An 18,779-nucleotide genomic window follows, 5' to 3' on the forward strand; every position below is an offset into this window, starting at 1 on the left:
ACTAGTTCGTTATGGCCGTTCAGCTGTCAGGTCTCGTCCGGCTTCGAGTCACAATTGCCTCGATGAGCGGCTTAGAATCAGCGCGAACCTGCGGCGATGCCGTTCCCGTCCGACCAGCGTCAGACGCCCGTCATGCACGTCATGAGGGTTTAATATGAACGAAACCGCTATAGCAATCGTGCCTCTGGGCTCCGACCCGCTGTCCGAACTCGACATTCCCGACGGGACAACCGTCGAGGAACACGATCTGGTGACCGACGGTGACGTCATCGTCGGCGGCCAGTCGACCGTGGAGTTCGGCGTGCGCGGGCGGACGGTCATTGCCGACGAGCGAGTCCGCTTTGGCGGCCACATCGAAGCCGAAGGTGACTGTCGGCTCGATATGTGGTGTGACGTCGCGGACAACGTACTGGTCGGCGAGGACGCCTACATTGGCGAGCGGGTACATATCGGCGGCGAACTCCGTGTCGCGGGCGATCTGGATATCGGCGACGACGTGGACATCGAGAACGGGTTCGAGGCGAACGGCTGGATCGTTATCCGCAACCCGATGCCGACCATCGTCTTCCTGTTTGTCTACCTCTCACAGCTCCTCCGAATCGGCGAGGAAGACGCGGCCGAAGAGGTAATCGACGAGATGTTAGACAACGGAAGTGACGAGCACGATCCGGTTCTGATTCCACGCGGTGCGAGCGTCTCGGACGACGCCTGGCGCGTCTCGACGCCGGCGACGGTCGGCGATGACTGCCGGCTCCACGGCAACATCCGCGCGAAGTCCCTCGAAGTCGGGCGCGACACGGTCGTCTTCGGGAGCCTCCGTGCGAAAGACGACATCGTGGTCGGCCGGGGCACGGAGATCAAAGGGGACGTAACGACCCGCAGCGGCACCGTCCGGGTCGGCCCGGGAGCGAAGGTCTGGGGCGACATCTCGGGGACAACAGTCGAACTCCACGAGAATGCGACGGTCGACGGGACGATCCGTGCCAGCGAGGAGATGCAGATGCACACCGAGGCGGTGCTAGACCGGCCGAACGAATCCGCTGCGGCGATGGCAGAGATGGCTGAATCGCTCGAAGCTGACACTGACACTACGGAGCCAGCCACCAAACGGAGCGATTCCACCGAGACAGACCCGCCAGTTGACCCAGCAGCCGACGACAGCCCTGCCACTGCGGATAGTGCGGCAGCCGACAGCGGCGACGGGGACGAAGCAACAACTGGCAGTGATACTTCGGAAGACGATCCCGACGTCGAAGAGGCGGCGGAGTCCGCAGAGTAAGCGCTCGGCCGCTATTTTGCGTGGCGAAACGCCACAACGCTCAGTTCTCGGTCGCGTCACTCACAGCTGCTGGCGGTGAAACCCCATGACCCGGCCCGTCAATATCGATACCGGGTCCGAACGACATCGACGACGGTGTTTCGTCGAGCAACAGGTGCCCATCCAGATCGATGTAGTCGAAGGCACCGAGGCCAGCGGCAAGATGGGCGCTCGTCGCGATCCCGGTTGCCCCTTCGAGCATACAGCCGAGCATACAGTCGAGCGAAGCGGCCTCGGCGATGGCTGCAATCCTTGCCGCCCCGAGGAGTCCTGATTTCCCGAGCTTGACGTTGAGCACGTCGGCAGCCCCGTCGCGAACCACAGCGGTCGCGTCCGCCGGCGTGAATACGGCCTCATCCGCGGCGACGGGGACCGGGAGTCTGTCGCGCGCCCTCGCGAGACCGCGGATATCGTCTTTCGGTGTCGGCTGTTCGACCAAGGCGAGGTCGACCCCGGCCGCTGCCACATCGTCAACAAACTCCTCTGTGGCCTTCGGCGTCCAGCCCTGATTCGCGTCCACCGTAATCGTCGCGTCGGGTGCAGCATCCGCAACGGCGACCGTCCGGGCCACGTCGTCATCGATTGCCCCGCCGGTCTTGACCTTGATGTGGTCGAAGCCAGCAGCCGCGGCGCGCGTGGCTCGTTCGGCTGCCGCGGCGGGTGTGACTATCGGGACGGTGATGTCGGTGGAAACCGCGGTCGGCTCGCCACCAAACAGCTCCGAGAGCGGGATGCCACGGTCGCGACAGTAGGCGTCGAGGAGGGCTGTCTCGACAGCGAACAGTGCCGAAACCGCTCCGGGCACTGCGGCCCGCACCTCATCGACGAGTTCGCGGTAGTCGGCGAGAGCCGCACCCTCAAGGATCGACGTTACCGATCGAGCGGTCGCCACGGCAGCCGCCTGTGTCTCGCCAGTCACCGGCGGCAACGGAGACCCTTCCCCGTGACCGACGACGCCTGCGTCCGTCTCGACCACGACGACCAGATTCCGGGCTTTCTCTCGGGTTCCCAGTGAGATTTCGAACGGTTCGCGGAGTTCGTGGTCGAGCGGTTCGACGAAGACGCGGTCGATACGGGTCATAGCGCCCCCAGAACGGCTGTAAGGAGTGTCTCTGGGCCGTCATCGTCGTAGATGTTCGCCGCCGGAAGCCCTGTTCTGGCGGTTTCCGCCTCCGGGTCGCCCCACGTCGAGAGGGCGGCGACTGTCGTCTCTGTGAGGTCGGTAATCGCGCGGCGTTCGGCCTCGACACCGGCGACAGCGAGGTCATCGAAATGTGACCGGGCCTCCCGGGAGGGGTCGTCGGCCAGCACGACTGCGTCGGGGGCCGCTCCATGGAGCAGTCCAAGGGTCACGCCGCCGTATGCGGTGTGCGTGAGGGCGGCCTGCCCTTCGACGAACACGATATCATGGTCCGCTGCGACATCAAGCACCATGTCCTCGACGACGCCTGAAACGAAATCGGCCGGAACCCGGTCGATGACGACACCGCGGTCCGCGCCGACGAGGATGCCGGTCTGTCCCGTCGCAACCCAGCCGGCGTCGAGTCCAGCATCGATCGCCGCCCGGTACAGTTCGAAGGTCGTCGTTCGCTTCCCGACTGCACAGTCGGTCCCCATCGTCAGGACAACGTCTGCATCGGCCTCGTCCCCGCGGCCGTCACCGAGCGTCAGATCAGCTACCGACGGCGGTTTCCGAACGTCGACGAGGTCCACACCGTGTTGCTGTGCTCGCTCGGTCCAGGCTGGACGGTCGCTCAGGAACACGTGTAGGCCGGAAACAACGTCACAGCCCCGTTCCATCGCGCACTGGATAGCCTCGACCCAAGCTTCTGGGAGATCACCGCCGGCTGGCGCGACGCCGATGACAAGGACGGCTGCGTCCGGGGCTCGATCGAGCGCCTCGGTGACGGTTCCGACGACCGGGATATCGTCGGCAGCAGGCCAATCAAGGGCCGCTCCGGCGTGGGGGCTGGGACACGCCGAGTCCACAACGGCCTGCGCGTCGAACAGCTCTCCGTGCATAACAATACCGTTGGCCGTCTTGCCTTCCGGCTGTCCGAACGCCCCCTCTGCGAGTACAACGGCGGACGTGCCTTCGTCGTATTTTCGCCGCAAGTCCATACTGCTGGACACTGCGGGCGTCACCGACAAACCAGAGCCTTACATGTGTGGCCCCCGGTGAGAGCACTGGAGACGACCCGCAATGAAAGCGAGGACAGGCGAGCGCTATCGCGTCACAGAACACGGAGAGAGCAATGGACGCTGACGGCTCCGAGATGACCGCTGCCCCGTCCAGCGGTGGCCTCCAGTTGACACTCGAACTAGAGCATCCCGACTGCTGGATGCGGGAAGTGACGGCGGCCACCTCGGCTAGACTACTGGTCAACGCGGCGTATCTGGTCGACAGGAAGGTCAAGGCCCATGTCGTCGCATACGCTGAGTCGGCGGCCGCGGTCGAGTCGCTCGTTGCAGCGACCCGGGCGTCTGACCACACCTACGCAGTCACGGAAATGGATACCCGTCGTAGCTTCGGCGGGATATCAGCACCGGTAAACAAAGCGACGCGTACGCTCCTCGTCGAATACGGCCCCGAAGAGAGCATCCACGACGCGCTGGTCTCACACGGGTTCATGAATCAGGAGCCGATCCGAATCCGCGACGGGACCGAGTACTGGACGGTCGCTATCGACGAATCGCGGGCGACGATACAGGAGAAACTCGACGCCGTGTGCGCAGAGAAAGACGCGACGATCACCGTGACCCAGATTACGTCCGCGACCACCGGAAGCAGGGAATCCGAGGGATTGGCTGTCCGACAGCTTTCCGACAAGCAGCGCGAAGTGTTCGAACTGGCCCGCAACCGCGGCTATTACGACTACCCGAGAGCGGTAAGCGGGAGCGAGCTAGCCGACGAACTCGGTATCGCGAAGACGACGTTTCACGAACACCTCCGGAAAGTCGAGGCCGCGCTTCTCGGTCCGAGAGACACTGACCGGGACGGACGGCAGTAGAGCCTCGCAGCCTGCACTTTGATTTGGCACGTCTGTGGTCACAGAATCGGCCTCACACAGCCGTTCCTCGCTTGCGACGACAGGGCGCGACCGAACGCTACTGGACCCCGAGTTCCGACTCCAGTTCATCGACAACGTCCTGCAGCATCGATGCGAGTTCCTCGTTCGGCGGCAGCCGATACAGCGGGCCAGAGATGTCTAGTGCGCCGAGGACGCCGCCGTGTGGGGCGGTGACCGGTACGCCGACCGACCGAAGCCCCTCGACCGCTTCCTGATCGTTCACCGAATACCCACGCTCGCTCGTGCGTTCGATGTCTTCCAGAAGGGTTTCGCGGTCGGTGATCGTGTACTCCGTCTCTTCGGGCAGTCCCCACCGGTCGAGGATCTCGTTGACTCGGGTTTCCGGCAACGCGGCGAGGATTGCCTTGCCGACTGCCGAGTTGTGCAGGTAGTAGTACCGCCCCACCTGGAAGCCCTTCGACGGGACGTTGGCGACGACGTTGAACAGCGTTATCGCCCGTCCGTACTCTTCGACGGCGAACGTGACCTCCTCGCCACAGCTATCGGCGAGTTCGTGCGTTTTGCGACGGGCGACCTCGTACCACTCGTTTCGGGTCCGAGCGCCCTCGCCGAGGTGGAACAGCTTCATGCCGAGTCGGTACTGCTCGCCCCGTTTGACCAGATATTCCTGGTCCAGCAGTGTCTTGAGGTGAACGTGAATCGTACTCGTCGAGAGGTCCAGCCGGTCCGCAAGCTCACTCATTCGCGCCTCCCCCATCTCGTTTACCGCATCGATGATCGCGAGGGAGGTTTCGGTCGTCTGGAGACGACGACCGCCAGAGCTGTCCATACCACTGTGGACTTGATGCCAGTATAAAAAAGTCCGGTAATAGTGGAATAGATTCCGCCGATATTATAGTGAACTCTGATGGATCCGCGCCATTCAATTATCTGAGGTTATAATTTTAGCATGTGCGTCTGAAATTAGCGTCCCGCACTTCAGTACGGGCTATATTCAGGGGTGGTACGCTGCTCTAATTCCAACAAGAGTGGACTTTTATATACCCACAGCGCCCGTCGAGAGATAAGACTTCACCAGAGGCGGCTCCGATGATTTGTTACCGGTGAGTTAGCTATTATCATGAACTTTTGCGTGTGTATCTGATGAGGCACAGAATGCATGTCAGACACGGATAGTGGCGATGGGACAGAGATAGAGGAGATCTCTGGCCCGGATGTCGAAGCAATCGAGTTCTACGGCGGACGGTGGATGAGCGTGGTTCCCATCGGGGTTTTCATCCTGTGGGCGATTGTCCAGAGTGGCCTGTTCGGTATCGGGGATACGACTGGACTCGTCGCGGGAATGCTCGTGGCGCTCATCGTCGGGATGTTCTTCGCCAAAGGAGACTGGAAGAACTACGCAAACACCATCTTCGATGGGATGACGAAGCGAGTCGCCGCGACGGCAGTCGTTGCGTGGCTCTGGGCAGGGATGTTCTCGAACACGCTCCAAGCAGGCGGCTTCGTCGGCGGACTCGTCTGGGCAGCGAACGCAGCCGACGTCGGGGGCGCGCTGTTCCCGGCTGCCACGTTCATCCTCGCAGCGCTGTTCACGACCGGAATCGGAACCGGCTACGGCGCGGCAGTCGCCTTCTCGGCGCTTTTCTTCCCGGCCGGTATCCTGCTCGGTGCGAACCCGGTGTTGCTGTTCGGGGCAATTCTCTCCGGGGCCGTCTTCGGGGACAACCTCGCGCCAGTCAGCGATACGACGATCGTGAGCGCGGTGACCCAAGACGCTGATATTGGCGGCGTCGTCGCCTCGCGGTTCAAATACGCCGTTATTGCGGCGGTACTGGCACTTGCGGCGTACGTTTTCGCCGGAAACGCGATGGCTGGGCTGGACATCTCTCAGCAAGCACAGGACCTGTTCGTCCAGAACAGTGAACCAGCGGGACTGTTGCATCTCATTTCCATGCTCGTCGTCATCGTGACGGCAGTCATGGGCCGACACATTGTCGAAGCCATTTCGTGGGGACTCATCGTTGCGGTTGTCTTCAACGTCGTCTTCGATCTCGCACCGCTGAGCGATGTGTTGCTGTTCAAAGTACCTGAAACGTCAGCAGCCGCGAGCTGGGCCGGTTCACTACCCATCGCGGAAGTGGTCGCGGCCGAAAACGCCGGCGTCACCGGGTCCATCTACAACGGTGCAGCCGGGTTCTTCCCGCTGATCGTGCTCGTCTTGCTCATCGTCGCTGGGTCGGAGATTATGATCCGTGGCGGTGGCTTCGAGGCGATACAGGAATGGCTGCTTGAAAACGTCGCAACGGGCGTCCGAAAGGCCGAGACGACGATGGTGGTCGGTACCGCCCTCGTCAACTCGATGATTACGATCAACACGGCGGCAGAAATCGCGATTGCGCCGTACATCGCCCGCATCGGCCAGCGGTACAACATCAACAGCTACCGCCGAGCGAACATCCTCGACGCGAACACCTCGGCGCTCGGGTACATCTTCCCATGGGGCGGCGGTGTCCTCATCGGCTTCGCGACGCTACAGGGCCTCCCGGGACAGTACGAGTGGTTCACCAGCGCGATGGTTGTCAACCCCGTGCAGGTGTGGCCGTACGTCTTCCACGGCTGGTTCCTGTTCGGCGTGTTCCTCCTCTCCGCGTTGACTGGCTTCGGGCTCGAGTACACCACTGACCGCAAATCCAAGGATGTGACCCGTCTATGAGCATGTTCAGCAAGTTCCTCACCGGGATGTCCTTCAGGTCGACCACGCCGACGTTCGAGGCGGGCGAAGAGATAGAAGTGTACGTCACCGAACTCGACGAAGAATCCGGCGAGTTGGTCGCACAGGTCGGCGAGACTCGCCTTCACTTCGAAAACGGCGAGGCGGATATCGTCGGCTGTCGTGTACTCGCAACGGTCGAATCGTTCGACAACGCCGAGCACCGCGGCCGTGTCAGCCACCGAAAGACGCTGTCTCAGGGGTCGTTCTAGGAGTGCCACGGAGAGCCGAGACAACGCTAAACCAGTATCGCGCGGTCAAATAAACCGATATAATACATTCACAACACTATGAGCAATTCACTATATTCCACAGCACGACAGAACAACCAGACGACTATCGTCCCCAGTACGGACATCGAGGCGGCCGTCGAGATGGCGGACCTCGTTCCGGCCATCGAGGCCGCGTTCGCCGCATACGAAAACGACACGGCGCAGATGCCGCCGAAGTCCTACATCGACCTGCCACAGCACAACGGGGACTTCCGGTCGATGCCGGCTTACCTCGAGACGGACGACTGGGAGGCGTCGGGCATCAAGTGGGTGAACGTACACCCGGACAACCCCGACGAGTTCGACCTGCCGACCGTGATGGGGACGCTCGTGTACACGGACCCCGAGAGCGGCTTCCCGCTTGCCGTGATGGACGCCACAACGCTGACAATGAAGCGAACCGGTGCCGCCGCCGCCGTGGCGACGGACCACCTCGCTGTCGAGGACGCGACCTCGCTTGGCATCATCGGTGCCGGCGTCCAGTCCTACACGCAACTGGAGGCCATTTCCCAGGTGCGACCGATAGAGTCCGTCATCGTCAGCGACCTCGACGACGACCGTGTCCAGCGGTTCATCGACACCTTCGGCGATGAGTTCGATGTGCGAGCAGGCACGATTCGCGAGGCGGCCCAGTGTGATGTCCTGTCGACGGTCACGCCGGTCGAAGACCCCATTGTCACGCTTGACGACCTCGGGGAACACACCCACGTCAACGCCATGGGTGCTGACGCCGAAGGCAAGCAGGAACTCCACACCGACGTCATCCGCGAAGCGACCCTCGTCATCGACGACTTCGAGCAGACGACCCACTCCGGCGAAATAAACGTCCCCTGGAGCAACGGCGATATCGACGAGTCGGATATCGATGCTGAACTCGGCGAGATCGTCGTCGGAAACGCACCGGGTCGCGAGGACCTGTCCGGGATTACCGTCTTCGACTCGACCGGCCTCGCGATTCAGGACATCGCCGCCGCACGTATCGTGTACGAATCGCTCGGTGACGACAGCGGATACCGACTCGAAATGGTATAACTCCGGCGGTTCATAGCCTCACTTCGTCGTTCCCCCCGTCGCTATCGAGTGGCGCAGTGTAGTGTGGATGTGGCACACAGTTGTGACCCGGTATCATTTGTATGTGCCATGCGACGAGCGGATATGCGACGCGTCATCATCGATACGGATACCGCGGGCGACGACACACAGGCGATTCTACTTTCCTGTCTCAGTGATCGAGTTACTGTCGAAGCACTCACTATCGTCGCCGGTAACGTTCCCTTCGAGAGGGAGGTCGAGAACGCGAAATACACGCTCGACATCGCCGATTCTCTCGACGTGCCCGTCTACGAAGGGGCGAGACAGCCACTTCTCAAGGAGTTCGAACACGCGACGGACATTCACGGCGAGGACGGCCTCGGCGGGGACCTGTTCCCCGAAACGGACGTCGAATCAGCGGCGGGCTTTGGCCCCGACGAGATCGTCGACCGCTGTCGGGCGGCCCCAGGCGAGATCACGCTGCTCTGTATCGGCCCGCTGACCAACATAGCACTAGCGTACGCTCGCGAGCCAGACCTTCCGGAGCTCGTTGATGAGGTGTGGGTGATGGGCGGGAACATCAACTGTGAGGGGAACGTCACTCCCGCGGCGGAGTTCAATCTGTGGGTCGATCCCGATGCGGCCAGACGCGTGTTCGACGCCTTCGAGGTGACGCTTGTCGACTGGGGCGTGTGTCTTCGAGACGCGGTGTTCGACTCACCCGAGTTCGAGACGGTATCGACGTTCGACACTGAACTGGCGTCGTTCTTCGAATCGGTAACCGAGCAGGCCCGGGCGTTCAACAGCGAGGGTTCCGACGATCCCGGATGGACGGCACTTCCCGACAGCGTCACCGCCGCGCTGCTCGCATACCCGGAACTCCGCGAGGCGGTATCGACGTACCACGTTGCGGTGGATGACCGCGAAGGCCTTACCCGCGGGTATACCAGCGTCGACATCAACGGGGTGACCGACGGCGAACCGAACACCCACGTCGTGGAGTCTGTCGACAGCGACGCCTTCCAGTCAGTCATGTACTCGCTGCTCCAGTCCCGAGACCCTGATAGCGGCGTTGCCGAGTGAGTCAGGAACGGAGGCGAACACGATAGTCACGACCAGTCTGTGCCGTGATTGCCACTGTGTGAGTCCTGTGGCACCAGTCCCAGTACCGCGTGTTGTCCTTGGTTTTTACTGGGGGCCGGCGGCATGTCAGGGTATGTCGCTTACAGACCGTCTCGACCAGTACCTCCGGACAGCGGGGCTCGAAGCCGTCTGGTTCGCCCGACCGAACTCCTTCGCGTGGCTCACCGGCGGTGGTGACAACGTCGTCGACAGAGAGGGCGATACCGGCGTCGCTGCCGCAGGCTACGACGGCGACGGAGTACGGGTCATCACTAATAACATCGAAGCGCCGCGGCTCCGTGACGAGGAACTCGACAGCGACGTGACCGTCGAAACGTTTGATTGGCACGCGGCGTCGCTGGCCGAAGCCGTCACTGAAGCGAGTCCGGCCCCAGCGGCGGCTGATTTCAATGTCCCCGGCTTCGAATCAGTCGACACCACACAGCTCCGCCAGCCGCTGACCGACAAGCAGATCGAACAGTGCCGTGAACTCGCGCGGGACACGGCTGAAGCAGTCGAGGCTGTCGCACGGAAAGTCGAGCCGTCGCACACCGAACTCGATGTGACCGCGGTGCTTCGACAGAAGCTCGAAGGCCGGGGCATCGCTACGCCCGTCGTGCTCGTCGGCAGCGCCGAGCGGGCCCAATCCTACCGCCATTACACCTCAACAGACACTGAACTCGGCGACTACGCGCTCGTATCGGTGACCGTCCAGCGGGACGGACTCCACGTCAGCACTACCCGAGCGGTCGCGTTCGATCCACCGGAGTGGCTCACGGAGCGCACCCGCAAGGCTGCACGCGTCGAGACCACTGCGCTGGCAGCGACGCAGGCAGTCGGCCGGGATGGCGGCACAGCGGGCGACGTGTTCGACGCGATACAGGACGCCTACGCCGAGGTCGGCTGGGAAGGCGAGTGGCAGAACCACCATCAGGGCGGTGCGACGGGCTTCGCCGGCCGGGAATGGATCGCCACACCCGGAAGCGAGGCCGCAGTCACGTTACCGCACGGGTACGCCTGGAACCCGACTATTGCCGGAAGCAAGAGCGAAGACACGTATCTCGTCTCTGCCGACGACATCGAACTACTGTCCGGGACCGCCGACTGGCCGACTGAGACGGTCTCGGCAGTCGGCTACGACCTCGAACTGCCCCGACACACGGTGCTGGAGCTGTAGCGGCCCTGGAACCCCCGTTTCCGATTGCGGCAGAAGTGTTTACAACGGGTGTTGTATTAATCCGTGGCTTTAAGGAAACCCTCAGGCTACCCCTGTGTATGACCGCAGAGCGCGACTGGTGGAAGGAAGCAGTCGTCTACCAGATCTATCCCCGAAGTTTCAACGACAGCGACGGTGATGGCGTGGGCGATCTACAGGGCATCATCGAGCGCCTGGATTACGTCGCCGACCTCGGCGTCGACGTCATCTGGCTCAATCCAGTCTATGATTCCCCCCAGAAGGACAACGGCTACGACATCAGTGATTATCAGGCCATCTACGACGACTTCGGGACGATGGCCGACTGGGAAACGCTGCTCGCGGAAGTCCACGACCGGGATATGCGGCTCGTCATGGACCTCGTCGTCAATCACACGTCGGACCAGCACGAGTGGTTTCGAAAATCCCGCCAGCGCGACCCGGAGTACGAGGACTATTACATCTGGCGAGAGGGCGGGACAGATGAGGACGGCGAGCCAGTGCCGCCCAACAACTGGGAGTCCTTCTTCGGGGGGTCCGCCTGGGAGTACGACGAGGAGCGCGGCGAGTTCTTCCTCCACCTGTACGACACCTCACAGCCGGACCTGAACTGGCGCAACGACGCCGTCCGGCAGGATGTCTTCGACACCATCGAATGGTGGCTGAAGAAGGGCATCGACGGCTTCCGGATGGACGTCATCAATCTCCTGTCGAAAGTCGAGGGACTGCCCGACGGCGACCCGGATAGCGAGTGGGTCGGGTCCGAGCATTTCATCGACGGGCCGGAGATGCTGTCGTATCTCGACGCGATGGACGAGCAGGTGCTGTCGAACTACGACGTGATGACTGTCGGGGAGATGCCACAGCTCACCGTCGAGTCGGCTCGCGAGTACGCCGGCGCGGACGGCCCGCTGGACATGGCGTTTCACTTCCAGCACACGAAGCTCGATTACGCTGACGGCGAGCGGTGGTCGGTCGGCGACTGGAGCCTGCCGGAGCTAAAGCGTATCATCGACCGCTGGCAGGACGGGCTGGCGGCGGACGGCTGGAACACACTGTACTGGGAGAACCACGACCAGCCACGGAGCGTCTCCCGCTACGGCGGCCCCGAGAACTATCGCCGGGAATCCGCGACGCTGCTCGGGACGTTCGTCCTCACACTCCGTGGCACACCCTACATCTATCAGGGGCAGGAGCTCGGGATGACGAACGCCGACTGGGAGACGATGGACGACCTCCGCGACGTGGACGCCATCAACCACGCGCGGGAGTTACTCGACCGGGAGGGCTTCGACGACTACGATGACGTGAAAGACGTCGTCGGCTACCGGACCCGTGACAACGCCCGGACACCGATGCAGTGGGACGATTCGGAAAACGCCGGCTTCACCGACGGCACGCCCTGGATTCAGGTCAACCCGAACTACAGGGAGATCAACGCTGCCGACCAGCAAGCCGATCCGGACTCCGTCTACAACTACTACCGACGACTCATCCAGTTACGCGCCGACAAAGACGTGCTGGTGTACGGGGACTACACTGACTTACTCCCCGACCACGAGACCGTCTTCGCGTTCACACGGGCGCTGTCGACAGACGCGGGAACCGAGCGAGTCCTCGTCGCCCTGCACTTCGACGATGGGACCGAGACCGTCGAGCTCCCGGTCGAGTACGCCGATGCGACGCTGCTAGGGGGGAATTACAACCGCGACGACGTGGACCCGGGAACAGTGACGCTCGCACCGTACGAGGCTCGGGTCTACGAGCTATTCGACTGAGGCGTTCGCACCGTGACATCTCATCGCAAGGGTCGTCGCGAGGCACAGATTCAAGACGCGTCCGTCACCAGCACGTGGTATGTATCTTGCCGACGAGACTTGGCCGGATCTCGGCGACTATTTCGAGACGGAGTCGCTCGCGCTCGTGCCGCTCGGGTCGACCGAACAACACGGACCGCATCTCCCGCTGGCGACGGACCACCTCATCGGGGAGGCCTTCGCCCGGGAAGCCGCCGAAAGGACTGGCTATCTCTGTACCCCGACAATCAACGTCGGCGTGAGCCCGCATCACAGGCAGTTCAACGGGACGATGTGGGTCGACGCGCCGGTGTTTCGTGACTACGTCGAATCGTTCACCCGGAACCTTGCGTATCACGGAATCGACCGCGTGATCTACGTGAACGCCCACGGCGGGAACGTCGAACACCTCCGGGAAGTCGGCCGGCGGCTCCGGGACGACGAGGTACTGTACGCCATCGAGTGGATGTGGGACGAGAGTATCCCGGACCTCGTGGACGACCTGTTCGAGCAGAACGGGCCACACGGCGGGCCGAAGGAGACGGCCATGATCCAACACCTTCGCTCCGAACTGGTGCACGACGACCGCCTCGAAGACGCACGGGACGGCGGGATTCCGAGCGTCGAGGCGGCGGAGACAAAGAAGTACGGCTCGCGGACATTCTACGACGCCGCTGATAACACCGACAACGGCGTCTTGGGCGACCAGACCGACGCCACGGCCGAGAAGGGCGCGGAAATGTTCGAGGCCGCGACCGAACAGCTCGTCAGGCTCTGTGAGTGGCTGGACTCGCAGGCGTTTGAGGACCTGCTGCCGGAGCCACACGTCTAAGCCGGACACCATGGGAGCAGGTCCCGGCGTCACGTTGCAGGTGGATTTTTGCGACGGGCTGGTGTACAGAGCGTATGGTCCTCCTCCTCCTCCTGTTTCCGGGTATGCCCGGAGTTGTCGAACTGGTCGTCCTCCTCATCATGATGGGTCTCTTCCTCGTCGTTCCCCTCGCACTCATCGTCGCCGCGTACCTGTTCGGGAAGCGCCGCGGCAGGGCCGAAGCGAGCGACCGACCCGAATCCTGACCAATCGCCAGACGGCGGCCAATCGGCGTGTTACGGCCCTCTCGCCGTGAATCGACTCGTTTATCGGTCCCACCCTACGAGGAGGATGTGTGTCCCCACCGAGTCCCCATCCCGAGTCGCTTCGTAGCCGAGCGTTCGAAATAACGGTCGATGACGGACGAGAGACCTTCAACGCGCTCAGTATCGAGCACGCTGACTGTGAGACGGAGTGGATTATCTCCGATACGGTGTATGCGCTCGAAAACATGCGGTAACTGATCGCAAGCTGTTGTGTTGTGGAGCGACGATAACGAACCGTACTGCGTCGGACCGATGACGCCGCTGTGACCGCTCAGTCGTTGCTTCTTGTGCTTCACTCCGCAGTGAGCCGTCGCCAGACTGGCATGAACACGCCGTAGAACGAGCCAAAGAACAAGACGACGGCCACGATAGCTAACTCGCGCCCCTCTACGCCGAATACATCGTACAGAGTTCGGAGAACGACGATTACCCCGACTCCCCAGACAGCGAATGCGGTTCGCTCTTTCCAGGACAGCCCACCACTACGGAACACACGCTGTCTCCGCGGCAAACGGTATCAAACCCTGCGGTTCAAACACGATAGCGGATTGCCCCGTGGACAGCAGGTGCCGTACGGGCTATGTCGTCAAATGGACCGCTGCTAGGCCAGCTAGTGTGGCGATGCTTGGCCAGACACGAGGCCGCTGCCCAGCCTACTCGGTCGGGACGGGGCCAGTCCCGATGACGTCTCGGACCGCGTTCTCGAACTCCTGACGGTCGGCGAAGTACGGCACGTCGACGTCCTCAAGCACCGCTGCGAGTTCCTGCGGACCGTCCGGCGTCCGGATCGTCGTGTCTCCCTCGCGGTCGACGATAGTGCTGTGTTCGATGCCCCAGGTAAGCCGGGCCGAAACGCGGGAAAGCGGCGCACCGGCAACGTCGGGTCCGTCGCCGAGTTCGACAGCCGGCTCCTCCGCGTCCTCGCTTTCGTCGTCGCTCATATCCGAACAGTGCCCGTGGGTCCGATTAGTGCTTTCGGAACGGCTCGCGTATCTGCGGAACTGCGTACGCGCGTGCCCGCGTCATGCATCTGTCTGACGGGTAGTTTTATCCGATGTAGCAGTAGTGTACTGCATGACTAGTCTCACCGACGTGTACGAAGGGGATGTTGGGCGCGTCGCATCGCGCCGCCAGCAGCTCGTCGGGACAACCCTGTTTCTCGTTGGTGTTGCCGGACTCGTCGGGGCAATCGCGCTCGCAACGACCAGCATCGGAAGCAGATACGGGCTGGACGCCTACGCAGCCAGACGAATCGCCGGCGGCATCGCTGGCCTCGGGCTGCCATCGGTTATTCTCGGCGTGTTCGCGGTGTTTCCGGCCAGTCGTCGGATCCGGTTGACTGCTCTTGGCGGGACAGGCGTCGCGGCGGTCGGCGTCGTGCTGTTCCTATCGCTGTATCCCTACAGCTGGACCAGCAGCGACCCATTACTGGCACTTCTCACCGGTGCCGTCTACTTCGCTGGTATCGTGACGACGTTCTGGTGCCTGTTTGCATCGCTTGCGACGTTCAAGACGCGAAACGACCCCGGCGGGACGGCACGCATGGAAGTTACCGAGGAAGGGACGATTCGCCTCGTCGAGGAAGCCCGGTCGCTGCCGGGGCTGGGCGGCATCGGGTTTTTCGGACAGGACCCGGACGGCACAGTCGAGACACAGACGAATCGAGCGAGTGCGACCGACGAGGGCGCTGTCAGCGATGGCGGGACCGGACAGCATTCGGGCGACACGCGCGCGGCCAACAGCCGCCGGCAGCCGACCGGCAGCACGCAGTCTGACCGCAGTACGCGGTCCTCGCCACGGTCGGATAGCGGTACAGCGACAGAGCGACAGTCGAGCCGGCAGGTGAACAGTCGTTCGAGCATCGGTCAGCAAAACACCGCGTCGAGTAGAGCGGATCAGACCGGCCCCTCCGAGAACGCGCTCGACCCGAGAATAGCTGAGGCCGGCCCGGAAGCGTCGACGTCGACCGACGGCGGCACGGCAACGACGGAGCGCGACGCGATCACAGAGACGGCGGTCCACCAGGGCGAACCGGACACCTACTGCGGGAACTGCCGGCATTTCGAATACGTGATGCAGGACGGCGACATCGAGCCGTACTGTTCCTTCCACGGCGAGGTCATGGACGATATGGAACCCTGTTCGGCGTGGGTTCGCAACGACTGATACTGTCGAGACACTCCGATTTTGCTGTTCGTTCCGCACTGCACAGCGATGGATGCCGGCAGAACGGGCTGGGCGAAACCGGGTATTTAACACGGTCGGCAAGCAAACGGTGGTACTACAATGGAGTTTTGCGACGAATGCGGTTCGATGATGAAAACGGACGATGAGCGCTGGGTCTGTGGTAGTTGCGGCTACGAAAAGGCTCGAAACGCCGAGACCGAACAGGAGATGGCCGTCACCACGCAGGGCCAAGAGGAGTCGGAAGTCGTCGATACCTCCGAGGTCGACGCCGAGGACATGGGGCCGACGACGGGTGCACGCTGTCCAGAGTGTGGCAACGAGCGGGCCTTCTACGAGATGAAACAGATCCGCGCGGCCGACGAGTCCGAGACGCGCTTTTTCACCTGCACCGAGTGCGAACACAAGTGGCGAGAGGACGATCACTGAGGCCGGACCGTGCCCGCTGACCCCGCGTTCCCGGACGTGCCCGCGGACCGGCTGCGCGACGGCGGCTGGGAGCTTGTCGACGAGAGCGTCGAAACCGTCTTCGAGTTGCCGACGGCCCGTGTCGAGGGGGCGACGAAGGTGTACGACGCCGCCGAGACACGCGAGGCCGTCCGAGATGCGGTCGGGCTCGACCACCAGTGGCGGTTCTTCTTCGCGACTGCACTGTCGTTTACCCCGTCGCTCGCGCCGGGTATCGGCCCGGCGATGATTCTCCCGACGGTCCGCTCAGAGGCCCAGTCGGCCTTCGCCGACGAACTGGCCGATAGAGGGTTCGAATCCATCGAGCGCGGGCGGCAGGAACGAGTCCGCGTCGACAGCGGCGACCGAGCGCGGCTCCGGACCTACAGCGCCGAACTCGACCTCGAACCGGTCGATGCGACGCTGTCGATTACCGGCTGGGTTGGCGTCTGGCACGGCGACGGCTTCCGCATCGCCGCCGGCGCGTATCCCGACCGATCGCTGGCGACACTTCTGAACGTGGAAAACCCGCCCGAGCCGCTCCGGCGGACACCGTCGGACTATCGGACCGAACTGCTTGCTCTCATCCGCGCCGTGGCGTAATCGCCAGCAGTACGCCGTCGAGGAACAGTTGGATCGGCCCGAAACCGAGTCGCTTCGCGAGCGGACTCGGCACTGCATCCGCACCGAGGCGAGCGACGGGCGCTCCGCGAACGCGGATTTCGGCTGTCAGCCCGGCAGCCGCGAGTGCCACGGCGGCGTCGGCTCCCTCGACCGGTCGGTCCCGAAAGAGGGCGAACGCCGCCCCGAACGACGGCAGGTCGACGGCGACGAGGTCGTCGTATCCCCTGACGGTGAACGCGACCCCGTCCCGCTCGACGGTCAGGTCGGCGTCGACGAGGAGGTCCGGCTTTCGCTCGATCAGGTCGAACAGATCGCCGACCGCCTTCGTCGTGGTGACCACTGTCAGTCGTTATCGCGTGTCGTGATAGTCAGCGTGCCGTCGACCCGCCAGCGAGCGTGCTCGGCGTCTTCGCCGGCCTTGCTCGGGACATCGACTTCCATATCGTCGAAGTCGTACGTGATTTCCGCATTGCGTCCGGTCAGGCGGTCGTAAAGCCCGATTGCGAGGTCTGGCCAGGTTGTCGTCTCCATCGGCGTCTCTGATTCGCTCATGCAGTATACCATACGCACTCCTACATGTTTAAAGTCGACCCCAACAACAGGGGGTGAGCAGACCGACGGAGGCCGTCAGGGCCGCCGCGCGAATGTCAGGTATCCGGTGTGACCGACGCCACCGGTCGATGGGCGGGAGCCGCGGTCGTCGAAGTCCATCTCCCGCTGGATGGTGTCAAGCGTTTCGACGCCGCCGAGGCCGACCTCGGTGGCCGTTGCGACGACCTCGCGCGTGTTCTCCACGAACGGGGAGTACACCGCCAGCGACCCGCCGCGTTCCAGCAGCGTGGGTGTTCGCTCGACGACGGTCGGTGCGTCTTCGGTGTCGAGTGTCAGCACGTCAAAGCCCGAGAGGTCGTCGAGGTCGTCGGTGATGTCGCCGGTCCGGACCTCGACGGTATCCGCGACGCCGGCGATCTCCATGTTCTGGCGCGCGACCTCGGCGAACTCGGGGTCTTGCTCGTAGGTCACCACATCAGCGCCGATGCGACCCATGTACGCGCTGAGGATGCCGGTCCCGGTGCCGGCATCAAGAACGCGATCTGCCGCTGCCACGCCGGTCTTGCCGACGACTAGCCCCACGTCGCGGGGCATCATCGGCGCGCCAGTGCGTTCGAGATGGGTGAACAGGTCCGGGCCGCGCAGTCGGCGGACGGTGAAACCAGTCCCCAGATGCGTCTCGACGACATCGCCCGGTTCCACGTCCTCGGGCACTTCCAGAATGCCGAGGTCGGATTCGAACCGCTCGCCGGGGTCCAGCAGGTACTCGCGGTCTTCGTGGACGAAGAGGTACGCCACGTTACTCCAGTTCGTCGACCGCGTCCGCGAGGTCGCCGTCGTTGGCTTCGAGCGCCTCTCGCGCGGTGTCTTCGTCGACGCCGGCCCGCATGGCGACGAGTTCGACGTCGTCCTCGTCGACGCCGGGATCGCTGCTGCTTTCGTCAGCCTCGTCGGCCGCGGCCGAGCCCTCACCGGAGTCGAGCTCGCGGCTCTCGGGCTCGCCGACGACCTGATACGTTTTCTGGCCCTGCGCTTCCATGAGCTGGACCTCCGCGTCGTCGAAGACGAGTTCCTCGTCCGGGGTGCGGATAATTACTTCCTGCGCATCGATGTCTTCCATGTCGATGCCCATCTGTTCCATCATCTGCTTCATCTTGCGCGGGTTCATCCCGCCGCCTCCGCCAAACATACGTAGGACTGGCGGGGCAGGGCAGAAAAGCGTAGCGACCCGGACCTGGACCGGCGTTCGTCGCGGGACAGGCTCGCCGACCGGACGAAACCGGCACACTCCCACGGCT

General features: G+C 63.1%; 23 protein-coding genes. 14 read left to right on the forward strand and 9 right to left on the reverse strand.

Annotated features, from left to right (window positions below):
- Positions 1 to 154: 154 nt before the first annotated feature.
- Positions 155 to 1,279 (forward strand): polymer-forming cytoskeletal protein, encoded by a 1,125-nt coding sequence (locus C443_RS07770; RefSeq protein WP_005535334.1) that lies wholly within the window; start codon positions 155 to 157, stop codon positions 1,277 to 1,279.
- Positions 1,280 to 1,319: 40 nt separating this feature from the next.
- On the opposite strand, the gene C443_RS07775 is transcribed toward C443_RS07770, so the two are convergent.
- Positions 1,320 to 2,399 carry a dipeptide epimerase gene (locus tag C443_RS07775; RefSeq protein ID WP_005535336.1) on the reverse strand — a complete coding sequence of 360 codons (1,080 nt, stop codon included), beginning with the start codon at positions 2,397 to 2,399 and terminating at the stop codon, positions 1,320 to 1,322.
- Complete coding sequence (locus C443_RS07780; protein WP_005535339.1) at positions 2,396 to 3,439, reverse strand: DUF1611 domain-containing protein; 1,044 nt, start codon at positions 3,437 to 3,439, stop codon at positions 2,396 to 2,398. Before C443_RS07780 ends, C443_RS07775 begins: the two co-directional genes overlap by 4 nt.
- Positions 3,440 to 3,573: 134 nt before the next feature.
- On the opposite strand from C443_RS07780, the gene C443_RS07785 reads away from it, so the two are divergent.
- Positions 3,574 to 4,329, forward strand: a complete 756-nt coding sequence (locus C443_RS07785) for a helix-turn-helix domain-containing protein (RefSeq protein WP_005535340.1) — start codon at positions 3,574 to 3,576, stop codon at positions 4,327 to 4,329.
- 97 nt (positions 4,330 to 4,426) lie between these two features.
- Here the strand turns inward: C443_RS07785 and C443_RS07790 are convergent, their stop codons facing one another.
- Positions 4,427 to 5,179 (reverse strand): IclR family transcriptional regulator, encoded by a 753-nt coding sequence (locus C443_RS07790; protein WP_005535342.1) that lies wholly within the window; start codon positions 5,177 to 5,179, stop codon positions 4,427 to 4,429.
- 330 nt (positions 5,180 to 5,509) lie between these two features.
- Here C443_RS07790 and C443_RS07795 point away from each other — a divergent pair, with 330 nt between their 5' ends.
- The 9 genes from C443_RS07795 (at position 5,510) to C443_RS21655 (ending at position 13,868) form a co-directional block, all read left to right on the forward strand.
- Entirely contained in the window at positions 5,510 to 7,063 is a 1,554-nt protein-coding gene (locus tag C443_RS07795) for a Na+/H+ antiporter NhaC family protein (protein WP_005535344.1), read from the forward strand.
- The gene (locus C443_RS07800; protein ID WP_005535347.1) at positions 7,060 to 7,332 is read left to right on the forward strand and encodes a DUF7513 family protein; all 273 of its coding nucleotides are present in this window, start codon (positions 7,060 to 7,062) and stop codon (positions 7,330 to 7,332) included. Before C443_RS07795 ends, C443_RS07800 begins: the two co-directional genes overlap by 4 nt.
- Before the next feature lie 78 nt (positions 7,333 to 7,410).
- Entirely contained in the window at positions 7,411 to 8,424 is a 1,014-nt protein-coding gene (locus C443_RS07805) for an alanine dehydrogenase (RefSeq protein ID WP_005535349.1), read from the forward strand.
- A gap of 123 nt (positions 8,425 to 8,547) precedes the next feature.
- Complete coding sequence (locus C443_RS07810) at positions 8,548 to 9,507, forward strand: nucleoside hydrolase (protein ID WP_005535352.1); 960 nt, start codon at positions 8,548 to 8,550, stop codon at positions 9,505 to 9,507.
- Between the two features lie 133 nt (positions 9,508 to 9,640).
- The gene (locus C443_RS07815; protein WP_005535354.1) at positions 9,641 to 10,723 is read left to right on the forward strand and encodes a M24 family metallopeptidase; all 1,083 of its coding nucleotides are present in this window, start codon (positions 9,641 to 9,643) and stop codon (positions 10,721 to 10,723) included.
- Between the two features lie 98 nt (positions 10,724 to 10,821).
- Positions 10,822 to 12,519: a glycoside hydrolase family 13 protein gene (locus C443_RS07820; protein WP_005535356.1), complete on the forward strand. Its 1,698-nt coding sequence runs from the start codon at positions 10,822 to 10,824 to the stop codon at positions 12,517 to 12,519.
- A 79-nt stretch (positions 12,520 to 12,598) separates the two neighbouring features.
- Positions 12,599 to 13,369, forward strand: a complete 771-nt coding sequence (locus tag C443_RS07825) for a creatininase family protein (protein ID WP_005535358.1) — start codon at positions 12,599 to 12,601, stop codon at positions 13,367 to 13,369.
- A gap of 74 nt (positions 13,370 to 13,443) precedes the next feature.
- Complete coding sequence (locus tag C443_RS21650) at positions 13,444 to 13,614, forward strand: hypothetical protein (RefSeq protein WP_005535360.1); 171 nt, start codon at positions 13,444 to 13,446, stop codon at positions 13,612 to 13,614.
- 89 nt (positions 13,615 to 13,703) lie between these two features.
- Positions 13,704 to 13,868, forward strand: a complete 165-nt coding sequence (locus C443_RS21655) for a hypothetical protein (RefSeq protein WP_005535361.1) — start codon at positions 13,704 to 13,706, stop codon at positions 13,866 to 13,868.
- Between the two features lie 98 nt (positions 13,869 to 13,966).
- Here the strand turns inward: C443_RS21655 and C443_RS07830 are convergent, their stop codons facing one another.
- Together C443_RS07830 and C443_RS07835 are read right to left on the reverse strand one after the other, a co-directional pair.
- Positions 13,967 to 14,167, reverse strand: a complete 201-nt coding sequence (locus tag C443_RS07830; RefSeq protein WP_005535362.1) for a hypothetical protein — start codon at positions 14,165 to 14,167, stop codon at positions 13,967 to 13,969.
- A 160-nt stretch (positions 14,168 to 14,327) separates the two neighbouring features.
- Positions 14,328 to 14,615 (reverse strand): DUF5789 family protein, encoded by a 288-nt coding sequence (locus C443_RS07835; protein ID WP_005535363.1) that lies wholly within the window; start codon positions 14,613 to 14,615, stop codon positions 14,328 to 14,330.
- 133 nt (positions 14,616 to 14,748) lie between these two features.
- Between C443_RS07835 and C443_RS07840 the strand changes: the two genes are divergently transcribed.
- From C443_RS07840 to C443_RS07850, 3 genes are all read left to right on the forward strand, one after another.
- Positions 14,749 to 15,840 carry a DUF7139 domain-containing protein gene (locus C443_RS07840; protein ID WP_005535364.1) on the forward strand — a complete coding sequence of 364 codons (1,092 nt, stop codon included), beginning with the start codon at positions 14,749 to 14,751 and terminating at the stop codon, positions 15,838 to 15,840.
- Between the two features lie 120 nt (positions 15,841 to 15,960).
- On the forward strand, positions 15,961 to 16,287 hold the full coding sequence (locus C443_RS07845) for a transcription factor S (protein ID WP_005535365.1): 327 nt from the start codon (positions 15,961 to 15,963) through the stop codon (positions 16,285 to 16,287).
- A 9-nt stretch (positions 16,288 to 16,296) separates the two neighbouring features.
- On the forward strand, positions 16,297 to 16,908 hold the full coding sequence (locus C443_RS07850; RefSeq protein ID WP_005535366.1) for a hypothetical protein: 612 nt from the start codon (positions 16,297 to 16,299) through the stop codon (positions 16,906 to 16,908).
- Here C443_RS07850 and C443_RS07855 read toward each other — a convergent pair.
- From C443_RS07855 to C443_RS07870, 4 genes are all read right to left on the reverse strand, one after another.
- Entirely contained in the window at positions 16,889 to 17,269 is a 381-nt protein-coding gene (locus C443_RS07855) for a hypothetical protein (RefSeq protein ID WP_005535367.1), read from the reverse strand. The two genes, C443_RS07850 and C443_RS07855, sit on opposite strands and share 20 nt — an antisense overlap.
- Positions 17,270 to 17,271: 2 nt before the next feature.
- The gene (locus C443_RS07860; protein WP_004962941.1) at positions 17,272 to 17,481 is read right to left on the reverse strand and encodes a hypothetical protein; all 210 of its coding nucleotides are present in this window, start codon (positions 17,479 to 17,481) and stop codon (positions 17,272 to 17,274) included.
- 75 nt (positions 17,482 to 17,556) lie between these two features.
- Complete coding sequence (locus C443_RS07865; protein ID WP_005535369.1) at positions 17,557 to 18,279, reverse strand: methyltransferase domain-containing protein; 723 nt, start codon at positions 18,277 to 18,279, stop codon at positions 17,557 to 17,559.
- 1 nt (position 18,280) lies between these two features.
- Positions 18,281 to 18,670, reverse strand: a complete 390-nt coding sequence (locus tag C443_RS07870; RefSeq protein ID WP_005535371.1) for a nascent polypeptide-associated complex protein — start codon at positions 18,668 to 18,670, stop codon at positions 18,281 to 18,283.
- Positions 18,671 to 18,779 lie beyond the last annotated feature (109 nt).

This window comes from Haloarcula argentinensis DSM 12282 (assembly GCA_000336895.1).
Classification (GTDB): domain Archaea; phylum Halobacteriota; class Halobacteria; order Halobacteriales; family Haloarculaceae; genus Haloarcula; species Haloarcula argentinensis.

What these genes read in the sequence shown, in the direction of transcription:
- C443_RS21650 (WP_005535360.1), top strand. Translation starts at nt 13,444, where the DNA reads ATGGTCCTCCTCCTCCTCCTGTTTCCGGGTATGCCCGGAGTTGTCGAA.
- C443_RS07810 (WP_005535352.1), top strand. Translation starts at nt 8,548, where the DNA reads ATGCGACGCGTCATCATCGATACGGATACCGCGGGCGACGACACACAG.
- C443_RS07790 (WP_005535342.1), bottom strand. Translation starts at nt 5,179, where the DNA reads ATGGACAGCTCTGGCGGTCGTCGTCTCCAGACGACCGAAACCTCCCTC.
- C443_RS07780 (WP_005535339.1), bottom strand. Translation starts at nt 3,439, where the DNA reads ATGGACTTGCGGCGAAAATACGACGAAGGCACGTCCGCCGTTGTACTC.
- C443_RS07770 (WP_005535334.1), top strand. Translation starts at nt 155, where the DNA reads ATGAACGAAACCGCTATAGCAATCGTGCCTCTGGGCTCCGACCCGCTG.
- C443_RS07860 (WP_004962941.1), bottom strand. Translation starts at nt 17,481, where the DNA reads ATGAGCGAATCAGAGACGCCGATGGAGACGACAACCTGGCCAGACCTC.
- C443_RS07820 (WP_005535356.1), top strand. Translation starts at nt 10,822, where the DNA reads ATGACCGCAGAGCGCGACTGGTGGAAGGAAGCAGTCGTCTACCAGATC.
- C443_RS07825 (WP_005535358.1), top strand. Translation starts at nt 12,599, where the DNA reads ATGTATCTTGCCGACGAGACTTGGCCGGATCTCGGCGACTATTTCGAG.
- C443_RS07785 (WP_005535340.1), top strand. Translation starts at nt 3,574, where the DNA reads ATGGACGCTGACGGCTCCGAGATGACCGCTGCCCCGTCCAGCGGTGGC.
- C443_RS07795 (WP_005535344.1), top strand. Translation starts at nt 5,510, where the DNA reads ATGTCAGACACGGATAGTGGCGATGGGACAGAGATAGAGGAGATCTCT.
- C443_RS07870 (WP_005535371.1), bottom strand. Translation starts at nt 18,670, where the DNA reads ATGTTTGGCGGAGGCGGCGGGATGAACCCGCGCAAGATGAAGCAGATG.
- C443_RS07840 (WP_005535364.1), top strand. Translation starts at nt 14,749, where the DNA reads ATGACTAGTCTCACCGACGTGTACGAAGGGGATGTTGGGCGCGTCGCA.
- C443_RS07775 (WP_005535336.1), bottom strand. Translation starts at nt 2,399, where the DNA reads ATGACCCGTATCGACCGCGTCTTCGTCGAACCGCTCGACCACGAACTC.
- C443_RS07845 (WP_005535365.1), top strand. Translation starts at nt 15,961, where the DNA reads ATGGAGTTTTGCGACGAATGCGGTTCGATGATGAAAACGGACGATGAG.
- C443_RS07835 (WP_005535363.1), bottom strand. Translation starts at nt 14,615, where the DNA reads ATGAGCGACGACGAAAGCGAGGACGCGGAGGAGCCGGCTGTCGAACTC.
- C443_RS07800 (WP_005535347.1), top strand. Translation starts at nt 7,060, where the DNA reads ATGAGCATGTTCAGCAAGTTCCTCACCGGGATGTCCTTCAGGTCGACC.
- C443_RS07805 (WP_005535349.1), top strand. Translation starts at nt 7,411, where the DNA reads ATGAGCAATTCACTATATTCCACAGCACGACAGAACAACCAGACGACT.
- C443_RS07815 (WP_005535354.1), top strand. Translation starts at nt 9,641, where the DNA reads ATGTCGCTTACAGACCGTCTCGACCAGTACCTCCGGACAGCGGGGCTC.